The organism is Limosilactobacillus caccae, assembly GCF_900156885.1.
In the GTDB taxonomy this organism is placed as follows: Bacteria; Bacillota; Bacilli; order Lactobacillales; family Lactobacillaceae; genus Limosilactobacillus; species Limosilactobacillus caccae.
In genome coordinates this window covers 101,365-127,663 of record NZ_FTOY01000009.1, presented here as the reverse complement: position 1 = coordinate 127,663, position 26,299 = coordinate 101,365, and the positions used below count along the sequence as shown (strand labels likewise).

Sequence of the window (26,299 nt, the reverse complement as noted above, 5' to 3'; positions counted from 1 at the left end):
ATTGCCTTTTTTGTTTATTAACTTAGTTTTGCTTGTCTTCTTCCTTCATCTTGGCCTCTAAGTCCTTGATGGAGTATGCAGCAACACTAACTTCCTTTGGCTTGATATTCCGGTAAGCACTCATACCAGTACCTGCAGGGATAATCTTACCAATAATAACATTTTCTTTCAAACCAACTAATGGGTCATTCTTACCGCGAATAGCAGCGTCCGTCAATACCCGGGTAGTTTCCTGGAATGAAGCAGCAGACAAGAAACTGTTAGTCTCAAGAGCGGCCTTCGTAATCCCCAGGATAACTGGACGAGCAGTTGCTGGAATGTTACCAGCAATTAAGGTGTCCTTGTTTGCGTCACGGAATTGACTAATATCCATCAATTGACCTGGCAGTAAGTCAGTGTCACCTGGATCCATGACCCGCACTTTACGCATCATTTGGCGAATCATGATTTCAACGTGCTTATCGAGCAAGTCAATCCCTTGCATCCGGTAAACACCCTGAACTTGGGCCAACAGGTAGGTTTCAGTTGAGAGAACGTCCCGAACTTGGATCAATTCCTTTGGATCGATTGAACCTTCATTCAAGGCTGCACCACGGTGGATAAAGTCACCTTCCGCAACCTTCATCCGGGCAGTGATTGGCAAGGTGTAAGTCCGGGTATCGGTTTCACCCTTCACGGTAACATCCTTCGTCCGTTCTGCTGGGTTTTCTTCAACAGACACAACTTCACCAGTAACCTCAGTAATTGTTGCACGACCCTTTGGATTACGTGCTTCAACAATTTCTTGGATACGTGGAAGACCTTGGGTAATATCGTCGTTACCGGCAACACCACCAGTGTGGAAGTTCCGAAGAGTTAACTGGGTACCTGGTTCACCAATTGATTGCGCGGCAACTGTACCGACAGCTTCACCAGCTTCAACCCGGTCACCGGTAGCAGCGTTCCGACCGTAACAACGTTCACAAACACCGTGTTCAGTGTTGCAAGTAAATGCTGAACGGATCGTAACCTTCTTAACACCTGCATCAACAATCTTTTGTGCCATGTCCTCGTCAACCAAGACGTTCTTACCAACGATCTTTTCACCAGTTTGTGGGTCAAAGACTGACTTCATTGTGTAACGACCCATAATCCGGTCGTAAAGTGGTTCGATCATTTCGTTACCGTTGGTAATTGCAGTAACTTCAAGGCCACGGTCAGTACCACAGTCCTTTTCACGAACAACAACATCCTGGGCAACATCAACCAGCCGCCGCGTTAAGTAACCTGAGTTGGCAGTCTTCAAGGCGGTATCAGTCATCCCCTTACGAGCACCGTGAGAGGAAAGGAACATTTCCAGAACTGAAAGACCTTCATAGAAGTTTGACAGAACTGGTAATTCCATAATCTTACCGTTTGGTGATGCCATCAAGCCCCGCATCCCGGCAAGCTGCGTAAAGTTAGAAATGTTACCACGAGCACCAGAGTCAGACATCATGTTGATTGGGTTGTGGATGTCCATGTGCTCAATCAGTCTGTTTTGTACTTCATCCTTCGCATCGTTCCACACACCGATTACCCGTTCATACCGTTCATCATCAGTGATTAACCCGCGCCGGAATTGCTTTGTAATCAACGCAACTTGCTTCCGGGCATCCTTGATAATACCTGGCTTTTCAGGCAAGTCGTGAATATCTGAGATGGCAGTCGTCAAACCAGAAATTGTTGATTCGTAGTAACCAAGGTCCTTGATCCGGTCCAAGAATTGGGAAGTCTTCGTCACCTTGTATTGCTTGTATACTTCCGCAATCAAGTCAGACAAGAAGCCCTTCTTGAATGGTGGAACTAATGGTGCATTTTCAAGGTATTCATTGATATCTTCACCTGGTTCAAGGAAGAAGCGGTCATCAACACCATTATGGATGTTAGCATCCGTTGGTTCGTTGATGTAAGCAAAGTCTTTTGGCATGATCCGGTTGAAGAGCAACTTCCCAACAGAAGTTATCATGATCTTGTTCCGCTGGTCATCAGTAAATGGCTTGTCAGGGAAGGAAGCTACTTGAACACCGACACGCGTTTGCAATGAAACATAGTTGTTCTTGTAAGCAATCTCTGCTTCATCGGTGTCCTTGAAGATCATTCCTTCACCTTCACGGCCCTTATCTTCAGTGGTCATGTAGTAGTTACCGATAACCATATCCTGTGATGGTGAAACAATTGGTTCTCCGTCACGAGGACTCAAGATGTGGTGAGCAGCAAGCATTAAGAGACGCGCTTCAGCTTGTGCTTCATCTGATAATGGAACGTGGATGGCCATCTGGTCCCCATCGAAGTCGGCGTTGTAAGCCGTACATACCAATGGGTGCAGCCGCATTGACTTCCCAGAAACCAAGATTGGTTCGAAGGCCTGAATCCCTAACCGGTGCAAAGTAGGTGCCCGGTTAAGCAGTACTGGGTGTTCCTTGATTACATCTTCAAGTACGTCAAATACATCATCATCACGCCGGTCAATCTTCCGCTTAGCAGCCTTAACGTTAGCAGAGAGTCCCCGCTTAACAAGTTCATGCATGATGAATGGCTTGAATAATTCAAGGGCCATTGGAACCGGCAGTCCCATTTGGTTCATCCGTAATGATGGACCAACATCAATAACTGAACGACCAGAGTAGTCAACCCGCTTACCAAGCAAGTTTTGCCGGAACCGTCCTTGCTTACCCTTAAGCAAGTGCGAAAGGGACTTCAGTGGACGGTTACCAGGACCAGCCACCGGACGACCCCGCCGACCATTATCAATCAATGCGTCAACGGCTTCTTGAAGCATCCGTTTTTCGTTTTGCACAATGATTCCGGGAGCTTGTAACTTCAATAACCGCTTCAAACGGTTATTCCGGTTAATCACCCGCCGGTACAAGTCGTTCAAGTCAGAAGTGGCAAACCGGCCACCTTCAAGTTGAACCATTGGCCGCAAGTCAGGTGGCATAACTGGAATTACATCCAAGACCATCCATTCCGGCTTGTTGCCAGACTTAATGAAGGCTTCCAGAATATCAAGGCGCCGGATTGCACGGGTCCGCTTTTGACCAGTAGCTTCCTTTAATTCTTCCTTTAATTCAACGGCTTCTTTATTTAAATCAACGTCTGCTAACAACTTTTGGATTGCAGCCGCACCCATTTCAGCCGTGAAACGGTCACCAAATTCTGCCTTCTTGTCACGATATTCTGCTTCACTCAGTAATTGCTTCTTTTCCAGTGGTGTGTCACCTGGATCTAAAACAACGTAAGAAGCGAAGTAGATAACTTCTTCAAGTGAACGCGGACTCATGTCCAAGACAAGTCCCATCCGACTTGGGATACCCTTAAAGTACCAAATGTGCGATACCGGAGCGGCCAGTTCAATGTGCCCCATCCGTTCACGCCGAACCTTGGCGCTCGTAACTTCAACCCCACAACGGTCACAGACGCGACCCTTGTAACGGATACGCTTGTACTTTCCACAAGCACACTCGTAGTCCTTGGTTGGGCCAAAGATTCGTTCGTCAAACAGACCCTGCTTTTCTGGCTTTAAGGTCCGGTAGTTGATGGTCTCCGGCTTTTTCACCTCACCGTATGACCAACTACGGATCTTATCTGGAGATGCCAGACCGATCTGCATACTTTCAAATTTATTGACATCAATCAAAGGATGTTCCTCCTTATTTCAGTAAACCGTAGCAACCTTAATTAGTTTTGATTAGTCTTATCATCGGTAGTCGTTGATGATGCGGCTTCAGACTTCTTTTCGTCCTTCTTGTCATCAACCTTGTGCTGTTCAGCATACTTAGCCAAAGCATCAACGCTAACAACTTCATCATCATCTTCATCCATGTTCTTCAATTGAATTTCCTTGCTGTTGCCATCAAGAACCTTCATATCAAGACCTAATGCTTGTAATTCCTTAACAAGAACACGGAATGATTCTGGAACACCAGGCTTTGGAATTGGTTCACCATTGATAATGGCATCGTATGTCCGCACACGACCAACGGTATCATCTGACTTGTAAGTAAGGATTTCTTGAAGGGTGTAAGCAGCACCGTATGCTTCAAGAGCCCAAACTTCCATTTCACCGAAACGCTGTCCACCAAATTGAGCCTTACCACCTAATGGTTGTTGCGTAACAAGTGAGTAAGGACCAGTAGAACGTGCGTGGATCTTGTCGTCAACCATGTGGGCTAACTTCAGGTAGTGCATTGAACCAACAGCAATCCGGTTTTCAAATGGTTCACCTGTCCGACCATCGTAAAGGATTGTCTTACCGTCTTCAGGGAAACCAGATTCTCTAACGGCATTCCAAACATCCTTATCTGAAGCACCATCGAATACTGGGGTTGCCATGTGAATACCAAGACGACGTGCCGCCATTCCCAAGTGCAATTCAAGAAGCTGACCAATGTTCATCCGGCTTGGCACACCCATTGGGCTAAGCATGATGTCGATTGGCGTACCATCAGGCATGTATGGCATATCTTCTTCTGGAACAACGATTGAAACAGTCCCCTTGTTACCGTGACGACCAGACATCTTATCACCAACTTGGATCTTCCGCTTTTGAGCGATGTAAACCCGGACCATGGTGTTAACACCTGGAGACAATTCATCACCATTTTCCCGGGTAAAGATCTTAACATCCTGGATAATACCGCCACCACCGTGTGGTACCCGGAGTGATGTATCACGAACTTCACGAGACTTTTCACCGAAGATTGCGTGAAGCAACCGTTCTTCGGCTGATAACTCGGTCATTCCCTTTGGTGTAACCTTACCAACTAAGATGTCACCATCATGAACTTCGGCCCCGACACGGACAATCCCGTCTTCATCAAGGTCCTTCAATGCGTCGTCACCGACGTTAGGAATTTCACGGGTCATTTCTTCAGGTCCGAGCTTTGTTTCCCGGGCTTCTGATTCGTATGATTCAATGTGGATTGATGTGTAAACATCGTCCTTAACTAACCGTTCGTTGATTGCGATGGCATCTTCGAAGTTATAACCTTGCCAAGTCATGAAGGCAATCAGTGGGTTTTGCCCAAGGGCTAGTTCCCCTTGTTCCATTGATGGACCATCGGCTAAGATGTCGTCAGCATCAACGTGTTCACCGACCTTAACAATTGGCCGTTGGTTGTAGTTCTTACCACCGTTTGACCGACGGAACTTCATTAACTTGTAAGTGTCAAGGCTACCATCTTCTTCACGAACCCGTACTTCACGCGCATCAACATATTCAACTGTCCCTGACTTCTTCGCAATCATTGCGACACCAGAGTCGTGGGCAGCCTTGTAGTCGATCCCGGTACTTACCAGTGGTGCGTGAGGGTTAATCAGTGGAACAGCTTGCCGCTGCATGTTGGCCCCCATCAAGGCACGGTTGGAGTCATCGTTTTCAAGGAATGGGATACATGCTGAAGCAACGGAAACAACCTGCTTAGGAGAAACATCCATGTAGTCGACGTTTTCAACACTTGTTTCAACATAGTCATCCTTATCACGAGCCATAACTTCATCATCAACAAATGAACCATCGTCATTTAATGGTGAGTTGGCCTGGGCGATCACGAAGTTATCTTCTTCGTCAGCAGTCAAGTAGTCGATCTTGTCAGTAACCTTGTGGGTCTTCCATGACACACGACGGTATGGGGTTTCAATGAAACCATACTTGTTAACGCGGGCGTAAGAAGAAAGACTGTTGATCAACCCAATGTTAGGACCTTCGGGAGTTTCAATTGGGCACATCCGACCATAGTGGGTATAGTGCACGTCACGAACTTCATAACCGGCCCGGTCACGGGTCAAACCACCAGGACCAAGGGCTGAAAGACGACGCTTGTGGGTCAATTCACCCAGTGGGTTGGTCTGGTCCATGAACTGGGAAAGTTGTGAAGAACCAAAGAATTCCTTAATGGAAGCAACTACTGGACGAATGTTGATTAATTGTTGTGGGGTAACAGTGTCAGGATCTTGAATTGACATCCGTTCACGAACAACCCGTTCCATCCGGGCAAGCCCAATCCGGAATTGGTTTTGTAATAATTCACCAACTGAACGAATCCGCCGGTTACCCAAGTGGTCGATATCATCAGTGCTACCGATTCCTTCTTGCAAGTTAAAGAAGTAGTTTAATGATGCAAGAATGTCAGCTGGTTCAATGTGCTTGTATTCCAATGGAATGTGACCATTACCGATAATTGGCACAACACGTTCTGGATCCTTCTTGGAGTAAACCAAGATCTTTTGGAGCTTAACTGGTTCCGTAACAACGGCTTCATCTGATGGCGTGTAGGTAATCGTCTTGAAGTCATCACGATCTAGGTATGGTTCTAATGACTTGAGGAGTTCCTTAGTCACCGTGTCACCCTTTTGGGCTAACACTTCACCAGTATCAGGATCAGCTAATGTTTCTGCTAATGTCTCACCGAGCAAGCGGTACTTGAGCATTAACTTCTTGTTAGTCTTGTAACGACCAACTGGCGCCATGTCGTAACGCTTTGGATCAAAGAAACGGGCCGTCAAAAGGCTCCGTGCTGAGTCAGCAGTCTTTGGTTCACCTGGACGAAGACGTTCATAAATATCCTTTAATGACTCTTCAACACGGGAGTCTTCGGCGTTCTTATGAACATCCTTATCAAGGGTCAGTGATAATGTCTCACTATCGCCACCGAACATATCAATGATTTCGTCATCTGAACCAAAGCCTAATGCCCGGATCAATTCAGTCATTGGTAGCTTCCGCGTCCGGTCAATCCGTACGTATGAAACATTCTTCGCGTCTGTTTCGTATTCAAGCCATGCACCACGGTTTGGAATAAAAGTAGCGCCGTAGTTTGGCCGACCATTCTTATCAGTCTCTTCGCTATAGTAGACACCAGGTGACCGTACTAATTGTGAAACGATAACCCGTTCTGCCCCGTTAATAATGAAGGTCCCTTGGTCAGTCATGAGTGGGAAGTCACCAAAGAACACGTCTTGGGACTTAATTTCACCCGTTTCATGGTTTGTTAACCGTAAAGTTACGTGAAGTGGTGCTGAGTAGTTAGCATCGTGTTCACGAGCTTCATCAACAGTATACTTAGGTTCTAAAAGTTGATAGTCAACGAATTCCAAAGAAAGCTTCCCTTGGAAATCATCAATTGGCATAATGTCATCAAACATTTCCCGTAAACCTTTGTCCATAAACCAATTATAAGAATCGGTTTGGATTTCAATCAGGTTTGGCAACTCAAGAACTTCTTTAATCCGTGAGTAGCTACGACGGGTACGGTGCTTACCGTATTTAACTAAATGTCCAGCCAAACTGTTCACCTCTCTAGTTTATTCCGCGAGTCCATTTAAATGTTACATTTTCATTACATTTTGTCCCAAAACCGGTTTTTGGGCAAAAAAAATCCAAAAACAGTCTCTCGACTGTCTTTGGTTTTTATGCAGAACCCGATGGACAATAGATCACCAGGCTCAAATGAACTCACAATTACATACTCTTATATAATACAAGTCCGATTTAGTTTTGTCAATAAATAATTATCCTTTTCCACCCCAGTTTGACAGGCCATTGATAATGCAGTCCAAAATCAATTGGTCACGTTGTTCAGGAGTGATTGAGTGACCCCCAATTAGCTGGGAAGTACCAAAGATTGGTGTCAACCCAGCAATAAATAATTCCGCAGCTTCCTTAGGTAAAATATCTGGCCGCAGCTCAACTTCCGGTTGACGGAAGAAGGCAGCGATGGGTTCCAGATAATCCATCGTAAAAATCATGTTCAACTTTTGCTGAGCACTCTTAGACAAGAGGCGCATCGCCTGGTTGTATTGGTCATAGATGCTCAACGGGTGGTGCTTCTTCAGCACTTTTGTGATTTGCCACAACTGTTCGTTAGGCGTAATATCATGCTTCCGCATCACCTTATTGATGTCTTGACGAACCTTCCCACAAAGGTTGGTCATCACGTCCAAGTACAAAACCTCTTTATCGCTGAAGTGGTGGTATAAAGCTGGCTGGGTAATCCCAATCTGCTTTGCGATATCCCGCGTTGAGGTCTCACCAAAGCCCTTTTGCAAGAAAAGCTTAGTGGCAGTCTTTAAAATCGCTTGCCGTGTTTTCTCTAACTGCTCCGCACGTTTCATATTTGATACACTTCCCATTTTCATTATTAATTATCTGATAAACATATTATAAAACTATTGCTTATCTTTTGACAACCGTTTTTTAAAAATAAATATAAAACATGATAAATGAAATTTTACAGGAATATTTCAAAGTCACCAGACTAGTGAACAGGCAAGGAAATGGCGTCCATTAAGGCCATGAATTGCAACAAAAAGATAGTTAAAATCTATTCGAAATTCATTTACTTATGCTGGGCGAACGAAAAAGAGTTTGCCCTATCAACAGATATGACAAACTCTAATTATTAACTACTTACTGACGTTTAGTTGGACTGCTTTAGGCGCATCTGGTTTCTTAACTTTAAAGGTAATCTTTCCTTGGTGGGCACCGACGGTAACATCATCTCCGACCGTAATTTGGCCATCTAGCAAACCAGTGCTCAAGTCGTCTTCAATGTTATCCTGGATTGCCCGCCGCAGTGGCCGTGCCCCATAAGCTGGATTGTAGCCAAGCTTAGCAATAACGTCAATCGCCGCTGGCGTCACTTTCAGGTTAATCCCTTGTTCTCCTACCCGCTTATTAAGACCGGCAACCATCAGTTTTACAATCTGGTGTAACTCGTTCTTTTGCAAGGAGTGGAAGATAATCGTCTCATCGATCCGGTTTAAGAATTCTGGCCGGAAGTAGAGCTTCATCTGCTGCTTAATGGCTGCTGACATTGCGTCATAGTCAGCTGAAAGATCCTTCGCGCCAAAGCCGACTTCCTTTTCGTCTTGCAACTGGGTAGCCCCCAGGTTCGACGTCATGATAATAATCGTGTTTCGGAAGTCAACTTTCCGGCCCTTAGCATCGGTCAAGTAACCGTCATCTAATACCTGAAGCAGGAGGTTGAAGACGTCTGGGTGGGCCTTTTCAGCTTCATCAAGTAAGACAACCGAGTATGGGTGCTGGCGAACCTTTTCCGTTAACTGGCCACCTTCATCATAGCCGACATAGCCAGGAGCCGCCCCAATCAACCGACTGGTACTGTATTTCTCCATATATTCAGACATGTCAATTCTTATCATGTTGTCTTCGGAGCCAAACATTGCAGCAGCTAAGGCCTTGGCTAATTCTGTCTTTCCGACCCCAGTTGGCCCGAGGAACATGAAGGAGCCGATTGGTCGCTGTGGGTCTTTTAGGCCGCTGCGGGCACGCCGGATGGCCTTGGCAACAACTGATACAGCTTCGTCTTGACCAATCACTCGCTGGTGGAGAACTTTTTCAAGGTTAACCAGCCGTTCACTCTCGGTCTTTTTCAACTGCGTCAGCGGAATCCCGGTCCATTCAGCCACAACCTGAGCGATGTTTTCTCCCGTCACCTTTAGCTTATAGTCCTTGGCGGGTGCTTTTTGTGCACGTTCTTCTCGTTTGTCAACCTTTTCCTTCAGGGTTAACTCTTGCTGGCGAAGACGGGCAGCTTGGTCAAAGTCTTGGTTTTCAATTGCCTCTTCTTTTGCTGACCGCAAATCAGCGAGTTGTTGCTTTAATGATGGTTTATTGTTTTTCTTGTCTTCTGCATCGATTCGCACCATCGCTGCTGACTCATCAACCAGGTCGATCGCCTTATCTGGTAAGAAACGGTCAGTAATGTAGCGGTCAGATAACTTCACCGCCTGTTCTAACGCTTTTTCTGTAATCTTGGCATGGTGGTGTTGTTCATACTTTGGACGAAGGCCTCGTAAGATTTGCAGTGTCTGATCAGTTGTCGGCTCATCGACCTGAACTGTCGCAAACCGCCGCTCTAATGCTGCATCTGATTCAATGTACTTCTGATATTCGTCAAGGGTGGTTGCCCCGATTGTTTGTAATTCTCCACGGGCTAAAGCAGGCTTTAAGATGTTGGATGCATCAATCGCCCCTTCAGCACCACCAGCGCCGATCAGGGTGTGAAGTTCATCAATAAAGAGGATTACGTGCCCGTCGTTTTGAATTTCATCAATCACTTTCTTCAAGCGGTCCTCAAATTCACCACGGTACTTTGTCCCCGCAACTAATGACCCCATATCAAGCATCATCAACCGCTTATCGGCTAGCTCAGACGGAACCTCACCGTTTACCATTCGTTGGGCAAGTCCTTCCGCAATCGCGGTCTTACCAACACCAGGTTCACCAATTAACACCGGGTTGTTCTTTGTCCGCCGACTCAAGATCTGCTCAACCCGCTTTACTTCCTTTTCCCGACCGATTACGGGATCTAAGCGGCCATTTCTTGCTAAGGCGGTCATATCACGAGCCAGCTTATCTAAAGTTGGCGTCCCTTTCGGTGAACGCCGCGCTCCCGTTTGCCGAGAGTTGGGCCGTTGCTGGACATCAGCGATCCCCAGCCGCCGTAAAGTAACCTTCCGCATCTGCCGGGGCACAATGTCTAAACTATATAAGATCCGTGAAGAAAGGACACTCTCATCTGCAATCAACGCCAGTAACAAGTGTTCTGTGCCAATCTTTAGTGCATGCATCCGTTGCGCTTCCCGGCCAGCTAGTGAAAGCACCTGCTTGGCCTTTGGCGAATATGGCAGATAATCAGTGGCCCCAAGGTCTTCCATCGTCCCGTAACCAATTAATCGTTCGATCTCTTCCCGAATATCATCGCTAGTAACAGAAAACTGCTCAAAAATCTTATTAGCAATCCCGTCCTTATCCATTGAAAGGGCAAGGAGTAGGTGTTCGGTTCCAACAGCTTGGTGTTTAAAATATTTTGCCTGTTCTTGGGCTAGTGCTAATACATTCTTAGCACTTGGTGTAAACATGTTATCCATGTACAATCCCCCTCTTAACTCTCATAACGTAGTCGGTTTAAAAATGATATCAGCACACGGGCACGAAGCTGGTCTTCGACTTTGCCATCACCAACTGCAAGTGTCTGCTTCGACAGTGCAACCAGCATTAGGTCACCCTCACGGCGTGTAATCACTTTTTCTTCATATAAAGTCTGAATTATGTCAAAGGCATCACGTTCACGAATTGAACTGCCAATTGCTTGGATAAGTGAGTCTAACACATTAACATCATCAAGTAAATTGACCCGCTCAATCCGGATGTAGCCACCGCCACCACGCTTACTCTGCACTAAGTAACCATTTTGAATGGTAAAGCGCGTCTTAATAACGTAATTAATCTGGGATGGCACAACATCGAACTGATTAGCAATCTCAGATCGGCGAATCTCAATCTGGGCTGAGTTGCCGAGAATTTCTTTCAAATATGCTTCAATAATGTCTGAAATACTCTTATTTTCCACTTTATCACCCCGGCTTTCCTGACTAATCTTGACCATCATTTTACCATATTTTGCCCGGTCACGCTCCTGATAAGCCTTCCCGATAAAAAACTGCGGTAAGCAAGCAGCCTACCGCAGTAATTAAGAGAATTAAAATGAGTTATTTGGATTAGTCCTTGTTGTGAACAAAGTCAACGACGTTCCGGCCAACAACCTTGTTGTCCTTTAATTCTTGAATCATGTCGTTGATTTCTGAAAGCTTACGAGTCTTAACGATTGGGTGAACCTTGCCTTCAGCACCAAATTGGAAACATTCAGCCAAGTCTTGACGAGTACCAACTAATGAACCAGCAACGATAATTCCATCAAGAACCGTCTTGGCAATGTTAAGCTTCATGTCACCTTGTGGAAGGGCAACAGCAACTAACTTACCGTCTGGACGAAGGGAGTTAACCGCTTGGTCAAAGGCAGCAGTAGTAACAGCAGTAACAACTGCAGCGTGCACACCGCCAACCTTTTCTTGGATTTGTTCGTCAACATTAGCGTCGTGACGGTTGATGCAAATTTCCGCACCGTTTTCCTTGGCAGCTTCAAGCTTTTCAGGGTTACCATCAACAGCGATAACGTGCGCACCGAAGACATTGTGGGCAAATTGGATCCCCAAGTTACCTAAACCACCGGCACCAACGATTGATACCCATTGACCTGGCTTGATGTCAGCAACCTTCAAAGCCTTGTACATCGTAACACCGGCACAAGTCAATGAAGTAGCTTCAACAGGGTCTAAGCCTTCTGGAACCTTAACAGCGTAATCAGCAGGAACGATACATTGTTCAGCCATTGCACCATCAGCAGTGTAACCAGCGTTTAAAACGTTGCGGCAAAGCGTCTCACGACCAGTGAGGCAGTATTCACAGTGGCCACAGCCCTTGAAGAACCAAGCAATTGATACCCGGTCCCCGACCTTCAAGGAAGTAACACCAGGAGCAACCTTGGATACTCGACCAACACCTTCGTGACCGATAATCCGACCTGGCTTCTTGCCGAAGTCACCGGCAGCACAGTGGAGGTCAGTGTGGCAGAGTCCACAGTATTCCATATCAACTAATGCTTCACCTGGCTTTAAGTCACGAAGCTTTACATCCTTAACAGTAACGTATCCATCTACTGGATCATTAATTACAGCAGCCTTCATAAGGTAAGATCTCCTTTAATAAACATTTTCTTTTAGTACAATGCTTATGGTACCAGACCATTCGTAACTTTTAAAGTGAAATCTTGCACATTTTCTGAAAAGCTAGTGAGACCAATTTATTTTATAATGCTGTTGCTTATACCTATTAAGGCCTTTTGCTAGGCAAACCAATCACAAATAAATTGTGTAATAAATCACTTACTTAATATAACTAAAATTTTACTTCTTTATTATTAACACTCGTTTGTCAGCAATGAATGTTATAATTTATTTAACTGTTAAAGGAGTGATCTTAATGGCATACGGATATATTACACAGTTAGATAAAAATGTTAATCGCCAGCATGTCCGCTACAATAACCGTTATGGAATTGCAATTGCCGCGGATATCTACTCACCAAAAGACATCACCGCTGACCAACTGCTTCCCGCATTGATCGTCGGTGCCCCTTACGGGAGTGTTAAGGAGCAATCACCAGCGGTGTACGCAAATGCATTAGCGCAACGTGGTTTTATCGTCCTAACCTTTGATCAAGTATATACGGGAGAATCAGCGGGGGAACCACGGCATGTCGCATCACCAGACCTTTACGCGGAATCATTTAGCGCGGCGGTCGACTATCTCGGGGCAAAAGCCGCAAACGTTGACCGGAACAAGATTGGCGTGATCGGAATTAGTGGTGCGGCTGGCTTCGGTCTCAGTGCCGCGGCTGTTGATACCCGGATCAAGGCGTTGGCAACTGTTTCAATGTACGACATGACCGCAATCCGGGAAATGGCGAACCTCGCCCCAGAGCAACTCTTTCAATTAAAAGAACAGTTGAATGAGCAACGGTGGGAAGATTTTGAAAATGGACAACCTGAATACCAACCATCCTTCCCTGAGGAACCATATGATGGAATTGATGACCTACCAAACCAAGATGAACTGACCAACGAATGGTTACGGTTTTATGCGTTAAAGCGCGGTTTTCATCCTAATGGTCGTGGTGCTGCCACCACAACGTCGAACCTCGCAATGCTAGAATTTTCTTCATTAGATTACATCAAAGAAATTTCACCACGCCCACTCCTCTTCATTTACGGCGATAAGGCCCATTCAAAGGCTTATTCCGAGCGGGCATACTACCTCGCTAGTCAACCGAAGGAACGGTTAATCGTTGAGGATTGCGAACACATCGACTTATATGACAATGTGAACAAGATTCCATTTGACCGGATTGAGCAATTCTTTAAGGATAATCTTGCATAATGAAAAAAGAAGTTGCGCTTGCAACTTCTTTTTTATTATACCCGTTGCTGTTGGGTCGCCTTTATTAAGCGGGCAACGTTTTCGGCAGTCTGGGCGATATCTTGGGACGCATCTTTAAGCGCCTTAGCCAGGGGCTTGGCACCAGCCGGGGTTGCGAAGATCGCGTCAATTGCGTCAGCGGTGTAAAGACTGTCGACACCCTTACCGATATTTCCCGCCAGCACAATAACTGGAGCATTTGGTGCGACACTCTTGCAGGCTTTGGCAACACCATACGGGGTCTTACCAAACTTAGTCTGAAAATCAATTCCCCCTTCACCGGTAAACACAAAATCCGCATCCGCCGCTTTTTCTTTTAAGTTAGTGGCCTCAATCACCAATTCGATGCCATGTTGCATCTGTGCTTTAGTAAATGCTAACAGGCCAGCCCCTAAGCCCCCAGCAGCACCAGCACCAGCTAGTTGATCAACTTGCTTGCCGGTTGATTTAGCAATTACTTTCGCATAGTGGCGAAGGCTTTGGTCAAGGACTTTTACCATTTCTGGCGTGGCACCCTTCTGTGGTCCAAAGACGTTGGCCGCACCATCTGGCCCCGTTAAGGGATTAGTAACATCGGAAGCAATTAAAATCGTTGTTTTAAGCACCCGGGAATCAATCTGTGAAAGATCAATCTGTGAAAGTTCCGCAAGGGCACCGCCACCCAAACCAATTGGGTTGCCATCGGCCTTCAGGAGGCGAGCACCAAGTGCCTGGGCCATCCCCGCACCACCATCGACCGTCGCACTACCGCCGATACCAACAATAATTTTTTGGGCACCATTGTCAATCGCATTGATTATCAATTCCCCGGTCCCATAGGTGGTCGTTACCAGGGGATTAGCAGTTTGCTCGTTAATGAATTGGATTCCACTCGCCGCGGCCATTTCGATTACCGCCGTTTTCCCATCCCCGAGCATTCCATAACTAGCCTTTACCAGCTTGTTAAATGGGTTATGAACATCCGCAGTAATTATTCGCCCGTCAGTCGCATCAACCAGGGATTGAACTGTCCCTTCGCCACCATCGGCCATTGGGACCAAACGATATTCGGCCTCAGGATATACCCGCTTAATCCCCGTCATCATCGTCTCTGCTGCCTGCTTAGCAGTTAAACCACCCTTAAAGGAGTCTGGTGCAATTACAAATTTCATCATCATTCACCCTTTTCTACATTAAATGCAAGAAACCATACAAAATAGTTGCAGTTAGCATCGCAGAACCACCAATTATTGCTTCATATACAATTCCACGCGAACGTTCTTTAATATCCATATGCATCGCATTAGCGCTGACATGGAAATAGTTACCTTGTGGAAGTTGGTCAATCACAATTGCCCCGGTATGAACCATTGCAGCTGCAGCTAATGGTGTAACCCCAAAACCGAGGATTGCCTTTGAAAATGACCCGGTCGCTAAGATAACCCCGGTCGACGTTGAGCCAGTTGCCGCTGCCATCAAAATTCCTGATAACGGTGCTAAGAGGACGCCCGGAATATGGCCGGCCTTAATTCCCGCAATCATTAAGGCGGGTAAGCTAGAAGAAGTAATTGTCGCGCCGATTGCCCCAGCACCAATTAAGATCATCACGACATCGGTCATCCGGCTCATCCCGGTTTGTGCATAGGCTCGCAGGAATTTTCCCTTCCGCATCGCCAGTGCCCCAATAATTGCCGCAATCGGCAAAACATATGCTGCATCAAGGTTAAATTTGGTTAGGGCCTCAATATGAAAAATCGCCCCAAGCGGGTTTAACATCAGAAAAATAATTGCTAAAACTGGTGTTACCAGTGAACGCGCAACACTCGGTAATTCTTTGTCGTTAACCTGTTTTTGGTCAACAAAGTCAACGCTAGTAACTGGATCTCCCTTTGCTTTAATTAGCGAAGCAACAATTACGGTAACAACCAGTGCAACAATTGCCGGGATAAAGTCAGCAATCATTACCTGGCTAAGTTCGACCCCGAACCCTTTTGCTGCAGCAATTGTATTCGCATTTGGTGAAATAATATTACCGGCTTTTCCACCACCAGATAGAGCAACCAACAAGGCTAGCTTGGAGATATTTAAGCGCCGCCCAACTTCGAGGGCAATTGGCGCCACAATCAATACGGCAACCGGAATAAATACCCCGACCGCAGTAATTACCATTGTCGCAAAAGCTAGTGATAAAATCGCCATTCGGTCCCCAAGTTTATTGATAATCGTCCGTGCAAGAGTTTCCGCCGCTCCAGAATCCATCATGACTCCGGCCAGCATCCCCGCTGCAAGGACCCGCAAAACGGTCCCCATCACGCTTTGGGTCCCTTTAATCATAATTTCAATTGTTCCCGTGGCACTAGCACCACCAAGAAGTGCCCCAATAATTGCACCTAGAAATAGTGCATAAACTGGATTTAACTTTTTTAAAATTAGAATAATGGCTAATGCAAGACCAAGCAACGCGCCCCACCATGTAACAACCATCCTATCTCCTCCTTTTCAAAACCCTACTAACGTTTTGTTACCGTTTACATTACACAAAAGAGGAAAACTAAACAATGAGCAAAGTGCATAATATTTCATTGCTTATGATAAGCACTTTGTACAAGAAAGCTGATAAGATAGGTAATGAAATGAGAAAAAACTTGGATTCAACGTTTCAGTAGGATGTGGTAAATAATGAAACTTAATTCACGACTAGCTCAGTCGATTGTTGATAATGTAATGAAGCAGATTCCATACAACGTCAACATCATGGACGAAAAGGGCTATATCATTGCTAGTGGGAATCCAGCACGAATCAATACTCTTCATGTCGGCGCAGTGGCCGCAATCAAGCAGGGGAAAACCTTACCGATGGATCAGGTTCATGGCAGCCACGGTCAGCCAGGTGTAAATATGCCAATTACCTATGAACAGCAAACGATTGGTGTTGTTGGTATTACTGGCGACCCGGCAAAAGTGGTTCCCCTTGCGGCATTACTGAAAACCACGGTGGAACTGTTACTCAAGCAAGAAGAAATCGACCAGCAACAGCGGGAAAGCGAAAAAGATCGGCAACGCGTACTCTATCATCTTCTCCAAGCCACGCGGGTGCGGGAGGCTTCACCAAGCTTAGTCCTGGAAGCCCAGCAATTAAATATTAATCTGACGGTCCCGTGGACTGCAGTTGCTCTTCGCTGTCAGCCAGAAAAGATAGATGAGCTCAATAACGCTGCTAGCAACCTGACCTTCCCGTTAGCTAACAATCTGGGCTTAATAATTGTTCAGGATCCGTTAATTCTAAGCCAATTAGTAAAACGATTAGTTGCCAAAAGCGTGACATTTGCTGTTGGTGAGACAACAAAATTAATTGGCATGAGCGCTAAGCAAGCCGTCACCACCCTTAAAATTCGCGAAAGCTTACAAAATAACAATTTAATTAATTTTCAGCAAGTACGTTTTATCGATTATCTTTTACAAGCAAAGCTCCCGTTAGCGCCACTAGTTGAACAATTTAACAAACTTGCGAAAAGCGATGCCGGGAAGGAGCTGATTGTCACTATTCGAGAATTTATCAATTGTGACTTAAACGTAAACCAAACAGCAAAGCACCTCTATACCCACCGTAATACCATTAATTATCGATTATCACGAATCAAGAAGATCACCCATTGCGACCCTAAAAAGGTGACCGATGCATTCCAACTCTTTGCTGCTTACCTGTATTATGCTCACCAGCAGCAAAATGATGACCCGTTTACTGGTGACTAACTTGATAATAATGACTAGCCTGTCTGTTTTGAATAACGGTTTAAAACATTAAAAGGCTGTTCTAACGTATTTACTACGTCATGAACAGCCTTTTTACAAGTAGATCGGGAATACAAGATTTGAACTTGCGACCTCTGCGTCCCGAACGCAGCGCTCTACCAAACTGAGCTAATTCCCGATAAAAAAAGCGCCGCAACTACCACTAAGATAACTGCCACGCATTAAGATGCACCCAGAAGGAGTCGAACCTTCAACCTTCTGATTCGTAGTCAGACACTCTATCCAATTGCGCTATGGGTGCAAAAAAGCGGAAGACGGGATTCGAACCCGCGACCCCCACCATGGCAAGGTGATGTTCTACCACTGAACTACTTCCGCATATCTCTGATAAGATAATTCCTATCAACGATTATTAATAATACATGAAAACCATTCATCTGTCAATGATAATTTTCAAAATATTAAATGCGGATGAAGGGACTTGAACCCTTACATCATAAATGATACAAGATCCTAAATCTTGCGCGTCTGCCAATTCCGCCACATCCGCAAAAAATAAATGGAGGATACAGGGCTCGAACCTGTGACCCTCTGCTTGTAAGGCAGATGCTCTCCCAACTGAGCTAATCCTCCAAAATAGGCTGTCGATATAAATCAGCCTATTTAATATACCATCCATCCAAATAATTGTCAAACCCTATTTAAGGTTCAATTCAACTAATTTTTGATCAATCATCGCCAAAACTTGCTTTGCCGCTTGCTCATCTTCAACAAAGTCATACTTGTCCCCGTCGATCATCATCTTAGGACTTTCGTCATACTGCTCATACCAGGTTGTGTAGCGTTCATTAAGGTTTTTGTAGTAAGAGTAAAGTGATGGATCATTAGCAATCTGTTCGTATGAACGGCCCCGCTTCTCAATCCGTTCAAGCATCGTCTCAAATGATACCTTAATCGTGATCAAAAGGTTAGGGGCTTTTTGATGGTGTTGTTCTGGTAATTCTTCCATCATGTTTTTTAGGAGTGACGAGTAAATGTCCGATTCTGTCTCCGTTGCCCGCCCCATGTCAGCGTTAAGCTTGAACAGGAGTGCATCTTCAAAAATTGACCGGTCTAAGACATTTAAATCGTTGTCGTAAGAATTCTTGATCTCATCAAGACGCTTATTTAAGAAGTAGATTTGGAGTAAGAAGCCATACTTTTGGGGATCCTTATAAAACAATGGCAAAATCTTATTGTCATCGACTGATTCATAAAAAGCTTGACTATGAAGATGGTCTGCCAACAGTTGCGTTAAACTAGTCTTTCCAGCACCGATTGTTCCAGCTAAAGCAATCATTTAATTATTTCCTCCTGTTAATTTCAAAAGTCACGAAAGTTATTCTAACATTTAAACTAAAAAGGAGCGAGAAGGAAGTTTCCTTTTTCGCTCTTTTTTACTAATCTTCTTTTGCTTCGTATGATTCACCCTTGGTCTTCTTTGACAAGTCAACCTTCTTTAGGGGGATGAGATGCGTCTTGTAACGAATCTTGTAGTAGAGGAATAAGATCAAGAACAACGGCACACTCATGTAAGTGATCAAAATGTTTTGCCAGTCCATCTTGATGAAGGCATCGACATTTTGCCCACACATAACCACGATACAAAGAAGTAAGGCAAAGATTGGTCCGAATGGGAAGCCAGTTGCGTGGTACTTCAACTCATCAAGGGTGTGACCTTGCTTCAAGAAGGCCCGTCTGAACCGCAAGTGAGAAATCGCAATTCCCAGCCAAGCGATGAAACCACACAACCCGGAAGCCCCAATCAAGTAGTTGTATGCTTGGGGACCGATAAATTGCGTCGCATACGCCCCTAGGGAAACAACCATCGTGCCGAGCAAGGCATAAATTGGAATTCCCCGCCGGTTTACGTAACCAAAAATCTTCCAGGCATAACCTTCCCGTGCCTGAGAATAAAGCATCCGGGTTGAGGCATAGAGGCCAGAGTTAGCAGCTGAGATAACGGCAGTTAAGATAACCGCGTTCATGACACTAGCGGCAAAGGCAAGCCCGGCCCGCTTGAACACAATTGTAAATGGACTCATCGTGATGTTTGAAACGTCCTGGTTTAATAAGTTCTTATCTGTATATGGCAAAATACATGCAATTACAAAAATTGCCAGGATGTAGAACAATAGGATCCGCCAGAAAGTGGAATGAATTGCTTTTGCAACTGACTTTTCGGGAGTAGCTGCTTCACCAGCAGTAATCCCAATCATTTCTGTCCCCTGGAATGAGAAACCAGCAACGAGGAAGACACTGATGATTGCGGGCACACCACCCACAAATGGGGCCTGCTTGTAGTGGAAGTTGCTTAACCCAACTGGCTGGTGGCCACCCATCACTCCAAAGATGATTGCAACCCCCACAACAAGGAAGACAATAACGGTCACGACCTTAATCAGTGCCAACCAAAACTCAGTCTCACCATAAGAACGGACAGAAAGATAGTTAATCACGAAAATCAAGATCATTACGACCAAACTGAATACCCAGCCAGGGACATTCGGCAACCAGTAATTCATCACAATTCCGGCGGTTGTAACATCAACCGGAATTGTGATTGCCCAGTTAAACCAGTAATTCCAGCCAAGGGCAAATCCCAGTGCGGGATCAACAAACTTCGTCGCATAAGCCGAGAATGAACCAGTCAGTGGCATATACGTTGCCATCTCGCCAAGACTAGTCATTAAAAAGTAAACCATAATTCCCATCACAGCATATGCGACAAGTGCACCACCAGGCCCGGCAGTAGAAATTGCAGACCCACTAGCAATAAATAGCCCAGTCCCGATCGTTCCCCCAAGAGCGATCATTGATAAGTGTCGCGTTTCAAGCGTCCGTTCAATATGACCGGTCGACTTTGTGTCATTTGCCATAAAAAAATTCCTCCATTTTTTGCATTTGCTATTTGCAGAGGACAAATTAAAAGGCCTTCTGCTCGGTAACCCAACCAGAAGACCCAACTTTTATATCCGTCATTGTTGAATCAAATTAGGAAGCGCCCCGCAAAATCTGCGACAGTCCACCGCCTATTATGACGATGGCCCAACAGCTACTAGTGATAAGGCTAGTACTGTTTCGGCATATTTCCCTTTCACCAGTGCTACGGCGCTTATCCACCTAGCAAGGGCTACTGATAAAATATGCAACCTCTTCATCTTGATGAAATTATACCCTACTGAATTTAAATTGCAAGTTTATGCAAGATCCAATGTTTATTATCCTCACTCGTAAAGCCACACTTTGCTAAGACACGCCGCGATGGTGTATTTTCTTCACGCACTATTGCGTGCAAGATTGTACCGCCGGGCAATAACTCAATCATCCCCCGCACCGCCTCTGTCATGTAGCCATTATTGCGGGCATTTTCTGCCAATAAGTAGCCGAGTTCATATTGATGGGCAAGAATTTCGCCTTCCTCGCCATGATAAACACTGAGTTCAATCATCCCCAGTAAATCGCCGTTAGCCGGGTGATTAATCAATAAGACATGATTCCCCTTTACCAACATCTTAATTGCGGCAATGCGTTCAACTTTCGTTTCCGGCAAAAGCAGCCCTACTTGATCCGCTAAGAAGGGATCAGCCAACAACGTCGCCAGTCTTTGAATATCATCATCGCTGCTAACACTCTGTAATATTAACCGTTTAGTTTTAACTCTCATTTTCATTTCCCGGGAAATAATAAAAAAGACTGGAAAAACCAGCCTTTTTATTATTAGATTTCAGCACTTCTAAACAACGGCAGCTGTTGTAACCGTGGTGCAAAGGCAACATACAGCCACTCAGCAACTTGTAACCATGCGTAAGCAAGTAGCATTGCCCCTACCGTATCAAATGGCCAGTGGGCGTATAAGTAAACCCGCGACACCGCTAAGAAGAAGACCGCAAAGATAAGCAGGATCTGCAAGATCGCCCTTGTTGATGCCTTTTGAATCAGCGGAATTACTACTAAGAATAGGATGGCAACGACTAAAAAGATCCCCAGGGTGTGCCCACTAGGAAAACTGTAGCCATCATCAGCTGCAAGGTGTTGTGCCGGCCGTACCCGCTTAACAAGGTGCTTGAAAATTTCGCCAAACACATCGCCCCCAAAGATTGTTCCTAACGCCCACAGAGCAGAAATCCGGTAATGCTTAACCCACAGAACAACCGCAATAATCAAAACCCACACTAGATCAAGCTTGGGTTCGGCAAGAAATGACATTAACGTCATTAAGGCATGAAACCAGCCAATCGATTCAAGCCGTTGGCTGGTAAATAATGATTGCAAAACGGCGTCAATCATTGTCACCACCGATGAGTTAAACATAATTAACAGCATCAAGGCAATAAAGAAACCACCGCTTAAAGCAAAGCGCCACCAGCGATGGCTATCACGTTCAATAAACATAATGTTAAATTCTCCTAATCTAAGATAATCAAAGTTGAGTATACCACACTGTTATGAATTGAAGCGGGACTTTTTGATTAAATATTGACGGACATAATTAAGCACCCGGTTCATCAGCTCGCCCAGTCCAAAGCCAAGGGTAATCGCCCCGACGATGACGACGACCTGGTAAAAGTAGACACTCACCAAATGGTAATTGCCAATTGCAAAGTTCCGCACCATCTTATAGGCCTGTCCCCCGGGCACAAATGGCACCAGGGCGGGAACGTTGAACACGATAATTGGCATCCGTAACCGGCGGGCAGCGGCTTGGCTCAGAAGGGAAATAAGAATTGCGGCGAGCAGGTTGCTAAAGGCCAGGTCGACTCCCCGGTGATAATACAAAATCCAGTAGATTACCCAGACCCCACCACCAATCAAGCCGGCTGCATTATAAGCCTTTACGGGAATGTGGAGAAGAATCCCGAAGCAGACGGTCGAAACATAGCAGAGGATAAATTGAAAAATAATATTAGCCCAATTCATACTGTTCCTCCTTAATTAAAGTGCAAGACAATTACAATTGCACTCCCAATCGAGACTGCGGTTAAGACTGCCTCAATCCCCCGGGTTGGCCCGCTAATTAAGTTGCCGGAAACAAGGTCTCGCGCTGCATTGGTCAAGGGCACCCCTGGCACTAGTGGCATAACCGCCCCGATAATAATGTCATTGATGTTGTTTGCGAGGTTTAACTTGACAAAAATCACCGCGAGAATGCCAATCACAAGCGACGAGCAAAATTCCCCAAGGTACTGGATCTTAAACTTCCGTAGCAGGTATGAAAAGGCCGCATAACCACAGCCACCGGTAATAAAGCCGGCCCACGAGTCTGCAATATTGCCAGTAAAAGCAATCATCAATGCCCCACTTAGGATTGCGGCGGCCAATGCTTCATACCAATTTTGCCACCGGGGCATTTGCTGGCGGTCAATTAGCTTTAATTTTGCTAAAGCCTGGGGAACATCAATCTTGTGCCGGGCAAGTTCCCGGGAAACTTCATTAACGTCAGCGATTTTGCTCAAATCATTTTTCCGCCGGCGGATCGTAATTACCTGCGCATGCGGCTCGTCAATGGTGCCAACAACAATCCCCGTGACCGTTGTAAAAGCCTCAAAATTATGTAAGCCAGCACTAGTCGCCATTCGGGAAAGGGTATCATTGACCCGTTCCATGTTAGAACCGTTTTCGATTAAGATCCTTCCAGCCAGCAAGCAGGTTTTCAATGCTAGTGCCCGCCTTCTTTTTGTCAGCATTTGCCTCACCGCCTCATTAAATATATGCCCTTTATTATCCACATTTTTGCTGCTAAGCTCAACATCGAAAAAAGCAGGAAGAATCAGCTAGTCCCGATTCTTCCTGCTTGAGGTAAGTTATTGTTAATTAGGCTTTAACAACATTTGCCGCTTGGAGACCACGGTCGCCTTCTTCAACGTCAAATGTCACATGTTGACCTTCTTCTAATGACTTAAAGCCATCGCCTTGGATCGCTGAAAAGTGAACGAAGACGTCATCACCACTGTCACGACTAATAAAGCCGTAACCTTTGTCGTTATTAAACCATTTAACAGTTCCTTGTTCCATCTTGGAATCCTCCTGTGCATCTCGCACTAATAAAAATATGTAATCGTCTCAGGTGAAGAGAATCCATTGCAATGAAACAACCGAACTAACCGCACTTAAAAAAACTACAGTAACTATTATACCATACCAGCCACTATTTACCTAGTCATTCTGCTGTGGCTTATCCGGCTCGATAAAAATATTGTGGGATGCCTTGTAAGACACGCTAATCTCTTTATCGCTTTCCTGCTTCTTGATTACTACTGGACCTTCAAATGGTTCATGACGGATGACCTTGACTTGTTCTTGTGGCCGCAAGCCAAGCTCTTCAAGATAAGTTAACAGTTCGTGATTATCTAAGAACCGCTCTAGTTCAACTGTCTCGCCATCATCGGCATCTGCTAACAGGCGGTGGGTAACATCAGGAAACTTGCCATTAGCTGAGGGAATTACTCCCCCGTGTGGGCAATGGTCTGGATGTTGTAAAAAGGTATCTAAGGCAGTTGCCAGCCGGTCACTCGTCTGGTGCTCTAAAATTTCTGCCTCCGAGTGAACATCAGCAAAGTTGTAGTGGAGCTTATCAACTAGGAAGGTCTCCCACAAACGGTGCTTTCGAACCAACTCGGCAGCATACTTTTGTCCTTTTTCGGTTAACGAAATACCAGCGTATGGTTCATGAACAACAAGCCCTTCGTCAGCCAACTTGGAAATCATCTCGGTAACTGATCCAGCGGCAATTCCTAGTCCAAGGGAAATCTCTTTATTAGAAACTTTTTTGTGACTACCGCCTAATTCAAAAATGATTTTTAGGTAGTCTTCCTTCATTGGAGTCAAATTGTTTCACCTCTGGGTATTAAAATTTGGCCTTCGATCGGTCAGTCTATGTTTTTTGATAATAACATTGAACCCAAATTGATTATAGCATATTATTAAAAGTGTAGTTTGGAAAGCCTAACTTTTTTGTTATCAGCTTTTCGCTAAATTTACATTTTGCTAATGTAAAGGAGCAACCACAGATGGAAGAAAAAGTAACGGGAAAACGCTTTTTGGCGGTGACCCTACTAAATGTTTTAATTACTGTTGTTGAAATTGTCGGGGGGATTTTGTCGGGAAGTTTAGCGCTCTTATCAGATGCTTTTCATAACCTCGGTGACTCCCTCTCAATTATTCTTGGTTATTTTGCGCAACACATTGGGGGGCAACCGGAAAATCGTCAACGTACTTACGGCTACCGGCGGGCAGAGATTTTATCCGCCCTCACCAACAGTGCGCTGCTGATAATCATCGCTGTCTTCTTGATCGTTGAAGCGGTCAAACGGTTCCAACACCCGCAACACATCAACGGGGGAATTATGCTGACCGTGGCGGTGATCGGCTTACTCGCCAACTTTGTCTCCGCAATCTTACTTCATTCCGGTAGTAAGGATAGTCTTAACGTCAAGGCCACTTACCTCCACGTCTTAAGTGATGCCCTTTCCTCGGTTGCCGTCATCATCGGTGGAATTATTTTAACCTTCATTAATGTTCCCTGGCTTGACCCGGCCTTAACCGTGGGGGTCGCTCTTTACATCGCTTATGAAGCATGCCCAATCATTATCCAAACAATTAAGATCTTGATGCAATCATCACCAGACCTAGATTACGATGCGATTGAACATGACCTCAAACAAATCGATGGGGTAAATGCTGTTCACCACGTTCACGCCTGGATGATTGACGAACACCGGATTATTTTTTCCCTCCACTTAAATTGTGAAGACATGCCACTCAGTCAGGTCGAAAATATTTACAGTCAGGTTGAAAAGACCTTGCACGATAAATATGGAATCTGCCACGTAACGATCCAAGCCGAATATCACCGGGGTCGCGATGAGGAATTATTTAACACCCCCGTTGATGAAGAGAATGTTATTAATGGCAATGGCCTCAAAAAATAAAAAAATCTCGCTAGCCGCTCATGGCTGCGAGATTTTTTTATTAGAATAACTTACCAACACCATAGTGGATCGTGATCGTAATCAGCCCGATGATGATATTCCGGATTACCGCAATCTTGACCAACCCGTTACCGAGCTTAGAACTAATGTATCCAGTCAATGCACTAGTTAGGGCAACGGCGAGAATCACAGCGTACCACTTGTAAGCTTCTGGGGCGAGGGTCATTGCCATCAATGGGAATAGCCCCCCCGCTGCAGCGGAAAACAGTGAAGAAAATGCTGCATCCCACGGATTCAAGTAGTGGCCTAATTCAATGTCATACTTAATCCGGACGATGGTCTCCAATGGCTTCTTATTCAGTAAGTCCTTGGCAATTGCCATTGATGTTTCGGGACTAACCCCTTTTTCAATATAGTAGTCACGGACGACTGCTAATTCATCAGCAAAGTTTGTCTTTAACAACTGTTTCTCTTGGGCAACGGCGGACTTTTCAGTATCCTTTTGCGTCGATACCGAAGCATACTCACCAGAGGCCATCGAAAAGGCACAGGCTAATAAGTCTGATAAACCTGCAATAAAAATTGTGAAATTATCGCTTGTTGCGGCAGCAACCGAAACGAGGACCCCGACAACCGTCAAAATCCCATCGTTAGAGCCTAATACCCCAGCACGTAACGTGTTCAGCTTCTCTTCCATCGTTTGCTTTTGCCGCTTTTTAGTCTTTGTAGCCATCAA

Annotated in this window: 20 protein-coding genes, 5 tRNA genes and 1 riboswitch; of the genes, 3 read left to right on the top strand and 22 right to left on the bottom strand. The window is 45.3% G+C overall.

What is annotated here, in order from left to right:
* Positions 1 to 22: 22 nt before the first annotated feature.
* From rpoC to adhP, 6 genes are all read right to left on the bottom strand, one after another.
* Positions 23 to 3,658, bottom strand: a complete 3,636-nt coding sequence (gene rpoC, locus CZ502_RS02795) for a DNA-directed RNA polymerase subunit beta' (RefSeq protein ID WP_076459588.1) — start codon at positions 3,656 to 3,658, stop codon at positions 23 to 25.
* A gap of 41 nt (positions 3,659 to 3,699) precedes the next feature.
* On the bottom strand, positions 3,700 to 7,314 hold the full coding sequence (gene rpoB, locus CZ502_RS02790; RefSeq protein ID WP_076459587.1) for a DNA-directed RNA polymerase subunit beta: 3,615 nt from the start codon (positions 7,312 to 7,314) through the stop codon (positions 3,700 to 3,702).
* 216 nt (positions 7,315 to 7,530) lie between these two features.
* Positions 7,531 to 8,133, bottom strand: a complete 603-nt coding sequence (locus tag CZ502_RS02780) for a TetR/AcrR family transcriptional regulator (RefSeq protein WP_076459585.1) — start codon at positions 8,131 to 8,133, stop codon at positions 7,531 to 7,533.
* 291 nt (positions 8,134 to 8,424) lie between these two features.
* Entirely contained in the window at positions 8,425 to 10,914 is a 2,490-nt protein-coding gene (locus tag CZ502_RS02775) for an ATP-dependent Clp protease ATP-binding subunit (protein WP_076459584.1), read from the bottom strand.
* Between the two features lie 14 nt (positions 10,915 to 10,928).
* Positions 10,929 to 11,396, bottom strand: coding sequence for a CtsR family transcriptional regulator (locus CZ502_RS02770; protein ID WP_076459696.1), 468 nt, complete (start codon positions 11,394 to 11,396; stop codon positions 10,929 to 10,931).
* A 148-nt stretch (positions 11,397 to 11,544) separates the two neighbouring features.
* Positions 11,545 to 12,570, bottom strand: a complete 1,026-nt coding sequence (adhP, locus tag CZ502_RS02765) for an alcohol dehydrogenase AdhP (RefSeq protein ID WP_076459583.1) — start codon at positions 12,568 to 12,570, stop codon at positions 11,545 to 11,547.
* A 295-nt stretch (positions 12,571 to 12,865) separates the two neighbouring features.
* On the opposite strand from adhP, the gene CZ502_RS02760 reads away from it, so the two are divergent.
* Positions 12,866 to 13,822 carry an alpha/beta hydrolase gene (locus CZ502_RS02760; protein WP_076459582.1) on the top strand — a complete coding sequence of 319 codons (957 nt, stop codon included), beginning with the start codon at positions 12,866 to 12,868 and terminating at the stop codon, positions 13,820 to 13,822.
* A gap of 35 nt (positions 13,823 to 13,857) precedes the next feature.
* Here CZ502_RS02760 and CZ502_RS02755 read toward each other — a convergent pair whose 3' ends face one another.
* Both CZ502_RS02755 and CZ502_RS02750 read right to left on the bottom strand, forming a co-directional pair.
* Positions 13,858 to 15,012: a glycerate kinase family protein gene (locus CZ502_RS02755; RefSeq protein ID WP_076459581.1), complete on the bottom strand. Its 1,155-nt coding sequence runs from the start codon at positions 15,010 to 15,012 to the stop codon at positions 13,858 to 13,860.
* A gap of 16 nt (positions 15,013 to 15,028) precedes the next feature.
* Positions 15,029 to 16,324 carry a GntP family permease gene (locus CZ502_RS02750; RefSeq protein ID WP_076459580.1) on the bottom strand — a complete coding sequence of 432 codons (1,296 nt, stop codon included), beginning with the start codon at positions 16,322 to 16,324 and terminating at the stop codon, positions 15,029 to 15,031.
* A gap of 195 nt (positions 16,325 to 16,519) precedes the next feature.
* On the opposite strand from CZ502_RS02750, the gene CZ502_RS02745 reads away from it, so the two are divergent.
* Entirely contained in the window at positions 16,520 to 17,593 is a 1,074-nt protein-coding gene (locus tag CZ502_RS02745) for a CdaR family transcriptional regulator (RefSeq protein ID WP_076459579.1), read from the top strand.
* A 104-nt stretch (positions 17,594 to 17,697) separates the two neighbouring features.
* Here CZ502_RS02745 and CZ502_RS02740 read toward each other — a convergent pair.
* The 13 genes from CZ502_RS02740 to CZ502_RS02680 all read right to left on the bottom strand — a co-directional run bounded on the left by CZ502_RS02740 (position 17,698) and on the right by CZ502_RS02680 (position 24,460).
* Positions 17,698 to 17,771 (bottom strand) — tRNA-Pro (locus CZ502_RS02740).
* A gap of 49 nt (positions 17,772 to 17,820) precedes the next feature.
* A tRNA-Arg gene (locus tag CZ502_RS02735) sits at positions 17,821 to 17,894 on the bottom strand.
* Between the two features lie 5 nt (positions 17,895 to 17,899).
* Positions 17,900 to 17,971: transfer RNA gene (locus CZ502_RS02730), tRNA-Gly, on the bottom strand.
* Between the two features lie 88 nt (positions 17,972 to 18,059).
* Positions 18,060 to 18,143: transfer RNA gene (locus CZ502_RS02725), tRNA-Leu, on the bottom strand.
* A 10-nt stretch (positions 18,144 to 18,153) separates the two neighbouring features.
* Positions 18,154 to 18,226: transfer RNA gene (locus tag CZ502_RS02720), tRNA-Val, on the bottom strand.
* A 64-nt stretch (positions 18,227 to 18,290) separates the two neighbouring features.
* Positions 18,291 to 18,932: a deoxynucleoside kinase gene (locus CZ502_RS02715; RefSeq protein ID WP_076459578.1), complete on the bottom strand. Its 642-nt coding sequence runs from the start codon at positions 18,930 to 18,932 to the stop codon at positions 18,291 to 18,293.
* A gap of 100 nt (positions 18,933 to 19,032) precedes the next feature.
* A complete protein-coding gene (locus CZ502_RS02710) occupies positions 19,033 to 20,511 on the bottom strand; it encodes an amino acid permease (protein WP_076459577.1) in 1,479 nt (492 codons plus the stop codon).
* 112 nt (positions 20,512 to 20,623) lie between these two features.
* Positions 20,624 to 20,798: riboswitch (Lysine riboswitch) on the bottom strand.
* A 21-nt stretch (positions 20,799 to 20,819) separates the two neighbouring features.
* The gene (locus tag CZ502_RS02705; RefSeq protein WP_076459576.1) at positions 20,820 to 21,299 is read right to left on the bottom strand and encodes a GNAT family N-acetyltransferase; all 480 of its coding nucleotides are present in this window, start codon (positions 21,297 to 21,299) and stop codon (positions 20,820 to 20,822) included.
* A 53-nt stretch (positions 21,300 to 21,352) separates the two neighbouring features.
* Positions 21,353 to 22,027: a phosphatase PAP2 family protein gene (locus CZ502_RS02700; protein ID WP_076459575.1), complete on the bottom strand. Its 675-nt coding sequence runs from the start codon at positions 22,025 to 22,027 to the stop codon at positions 21,353 to 21,355.
* A gap of 51 nt (positions 22,028 to 22,078) precedes the next feature.
* Entirely contained in the window at positions 22,079 to 22,552 is a 474-nt protein-coding gene (locus CZ502_RS02695) for a threonine/serine exporter family protein (protein ID WP_076459574.1), read from the bottom strand.
* Positions 22,553 to 22,563: 11 nt separating this feature from the next.
* Positions 22,564 to 23,319: a threonine/serine exporter family protein gene (locus CZ502_RS02690; RefSeq protein WP_076459573.1), complete on the bottom strand. Its 756-nt coding sequence runs from the start codon at positions 23,317 to 23,319 to the stop codon at positions 22,564 to 22,566.
* 127 nt (positions 23,320 to 23,446) lie between these two features.
* On the bottom strand, positions 23,447 to 23,647 hold the full coding sequence (locus CZ502_RS02685) for a cold-shock protein (protein ID WP_076459572.1): 201 nt from the start codon (positions 23,645 to 23,647) through the stop codon (positions 23,447 to 23,449).
* Positions 23,648 to 23,788: 141 nt separating this feature from the next.
* Complete coding sequence (locus CZ502_RS02680; protein ID WP_076459571.1) at positions 23,789 to 24,460, bottom strand: metal-dependent transcriptional regulator; 672 nt, start codon at positions 24,458 to 24,460, stop codon at positions 23,789 to 23,791.
* A gap of 182 nt (positions 24,461 to 24,642) precedes the next feature.
* Between CZ502_RS02680 and CZ502_RS02675 the strand changes: the two genes are divergently transcribed.
* Positions 24,643 to 25,563: a cation diffusion facilitator family transporter gene (locus CZ502_RS02675; RefSeq protein WP_076459570.1), complete on the top strand. Its 921-nt coding sequence runs from the start codon at positions 24,643 to 24,645 to the stop codon at positions 25,561 to 25,563.
* 40 nt (positions 25,564 to 25,603) lie between these two features.
* Here the strand turns inward: CZ502_RS02675 and CZ502_RS02670 are convergent, their stop codons facing one another.
* Positions 25,604 to 26,296: a VIT1/CCC1 transporter family protein gene (locus tag CZ502_RS02670; protein ID WP_076459569.1), complete on the bottom strand. Its 693-nt coding sequence runs from the start codon at positions 26,294 to 26,296 to the stop codon at positions 25,604 to 25,606.
* Positions 26,297 to 26,299: the final 3 nt, after the last annotated feature.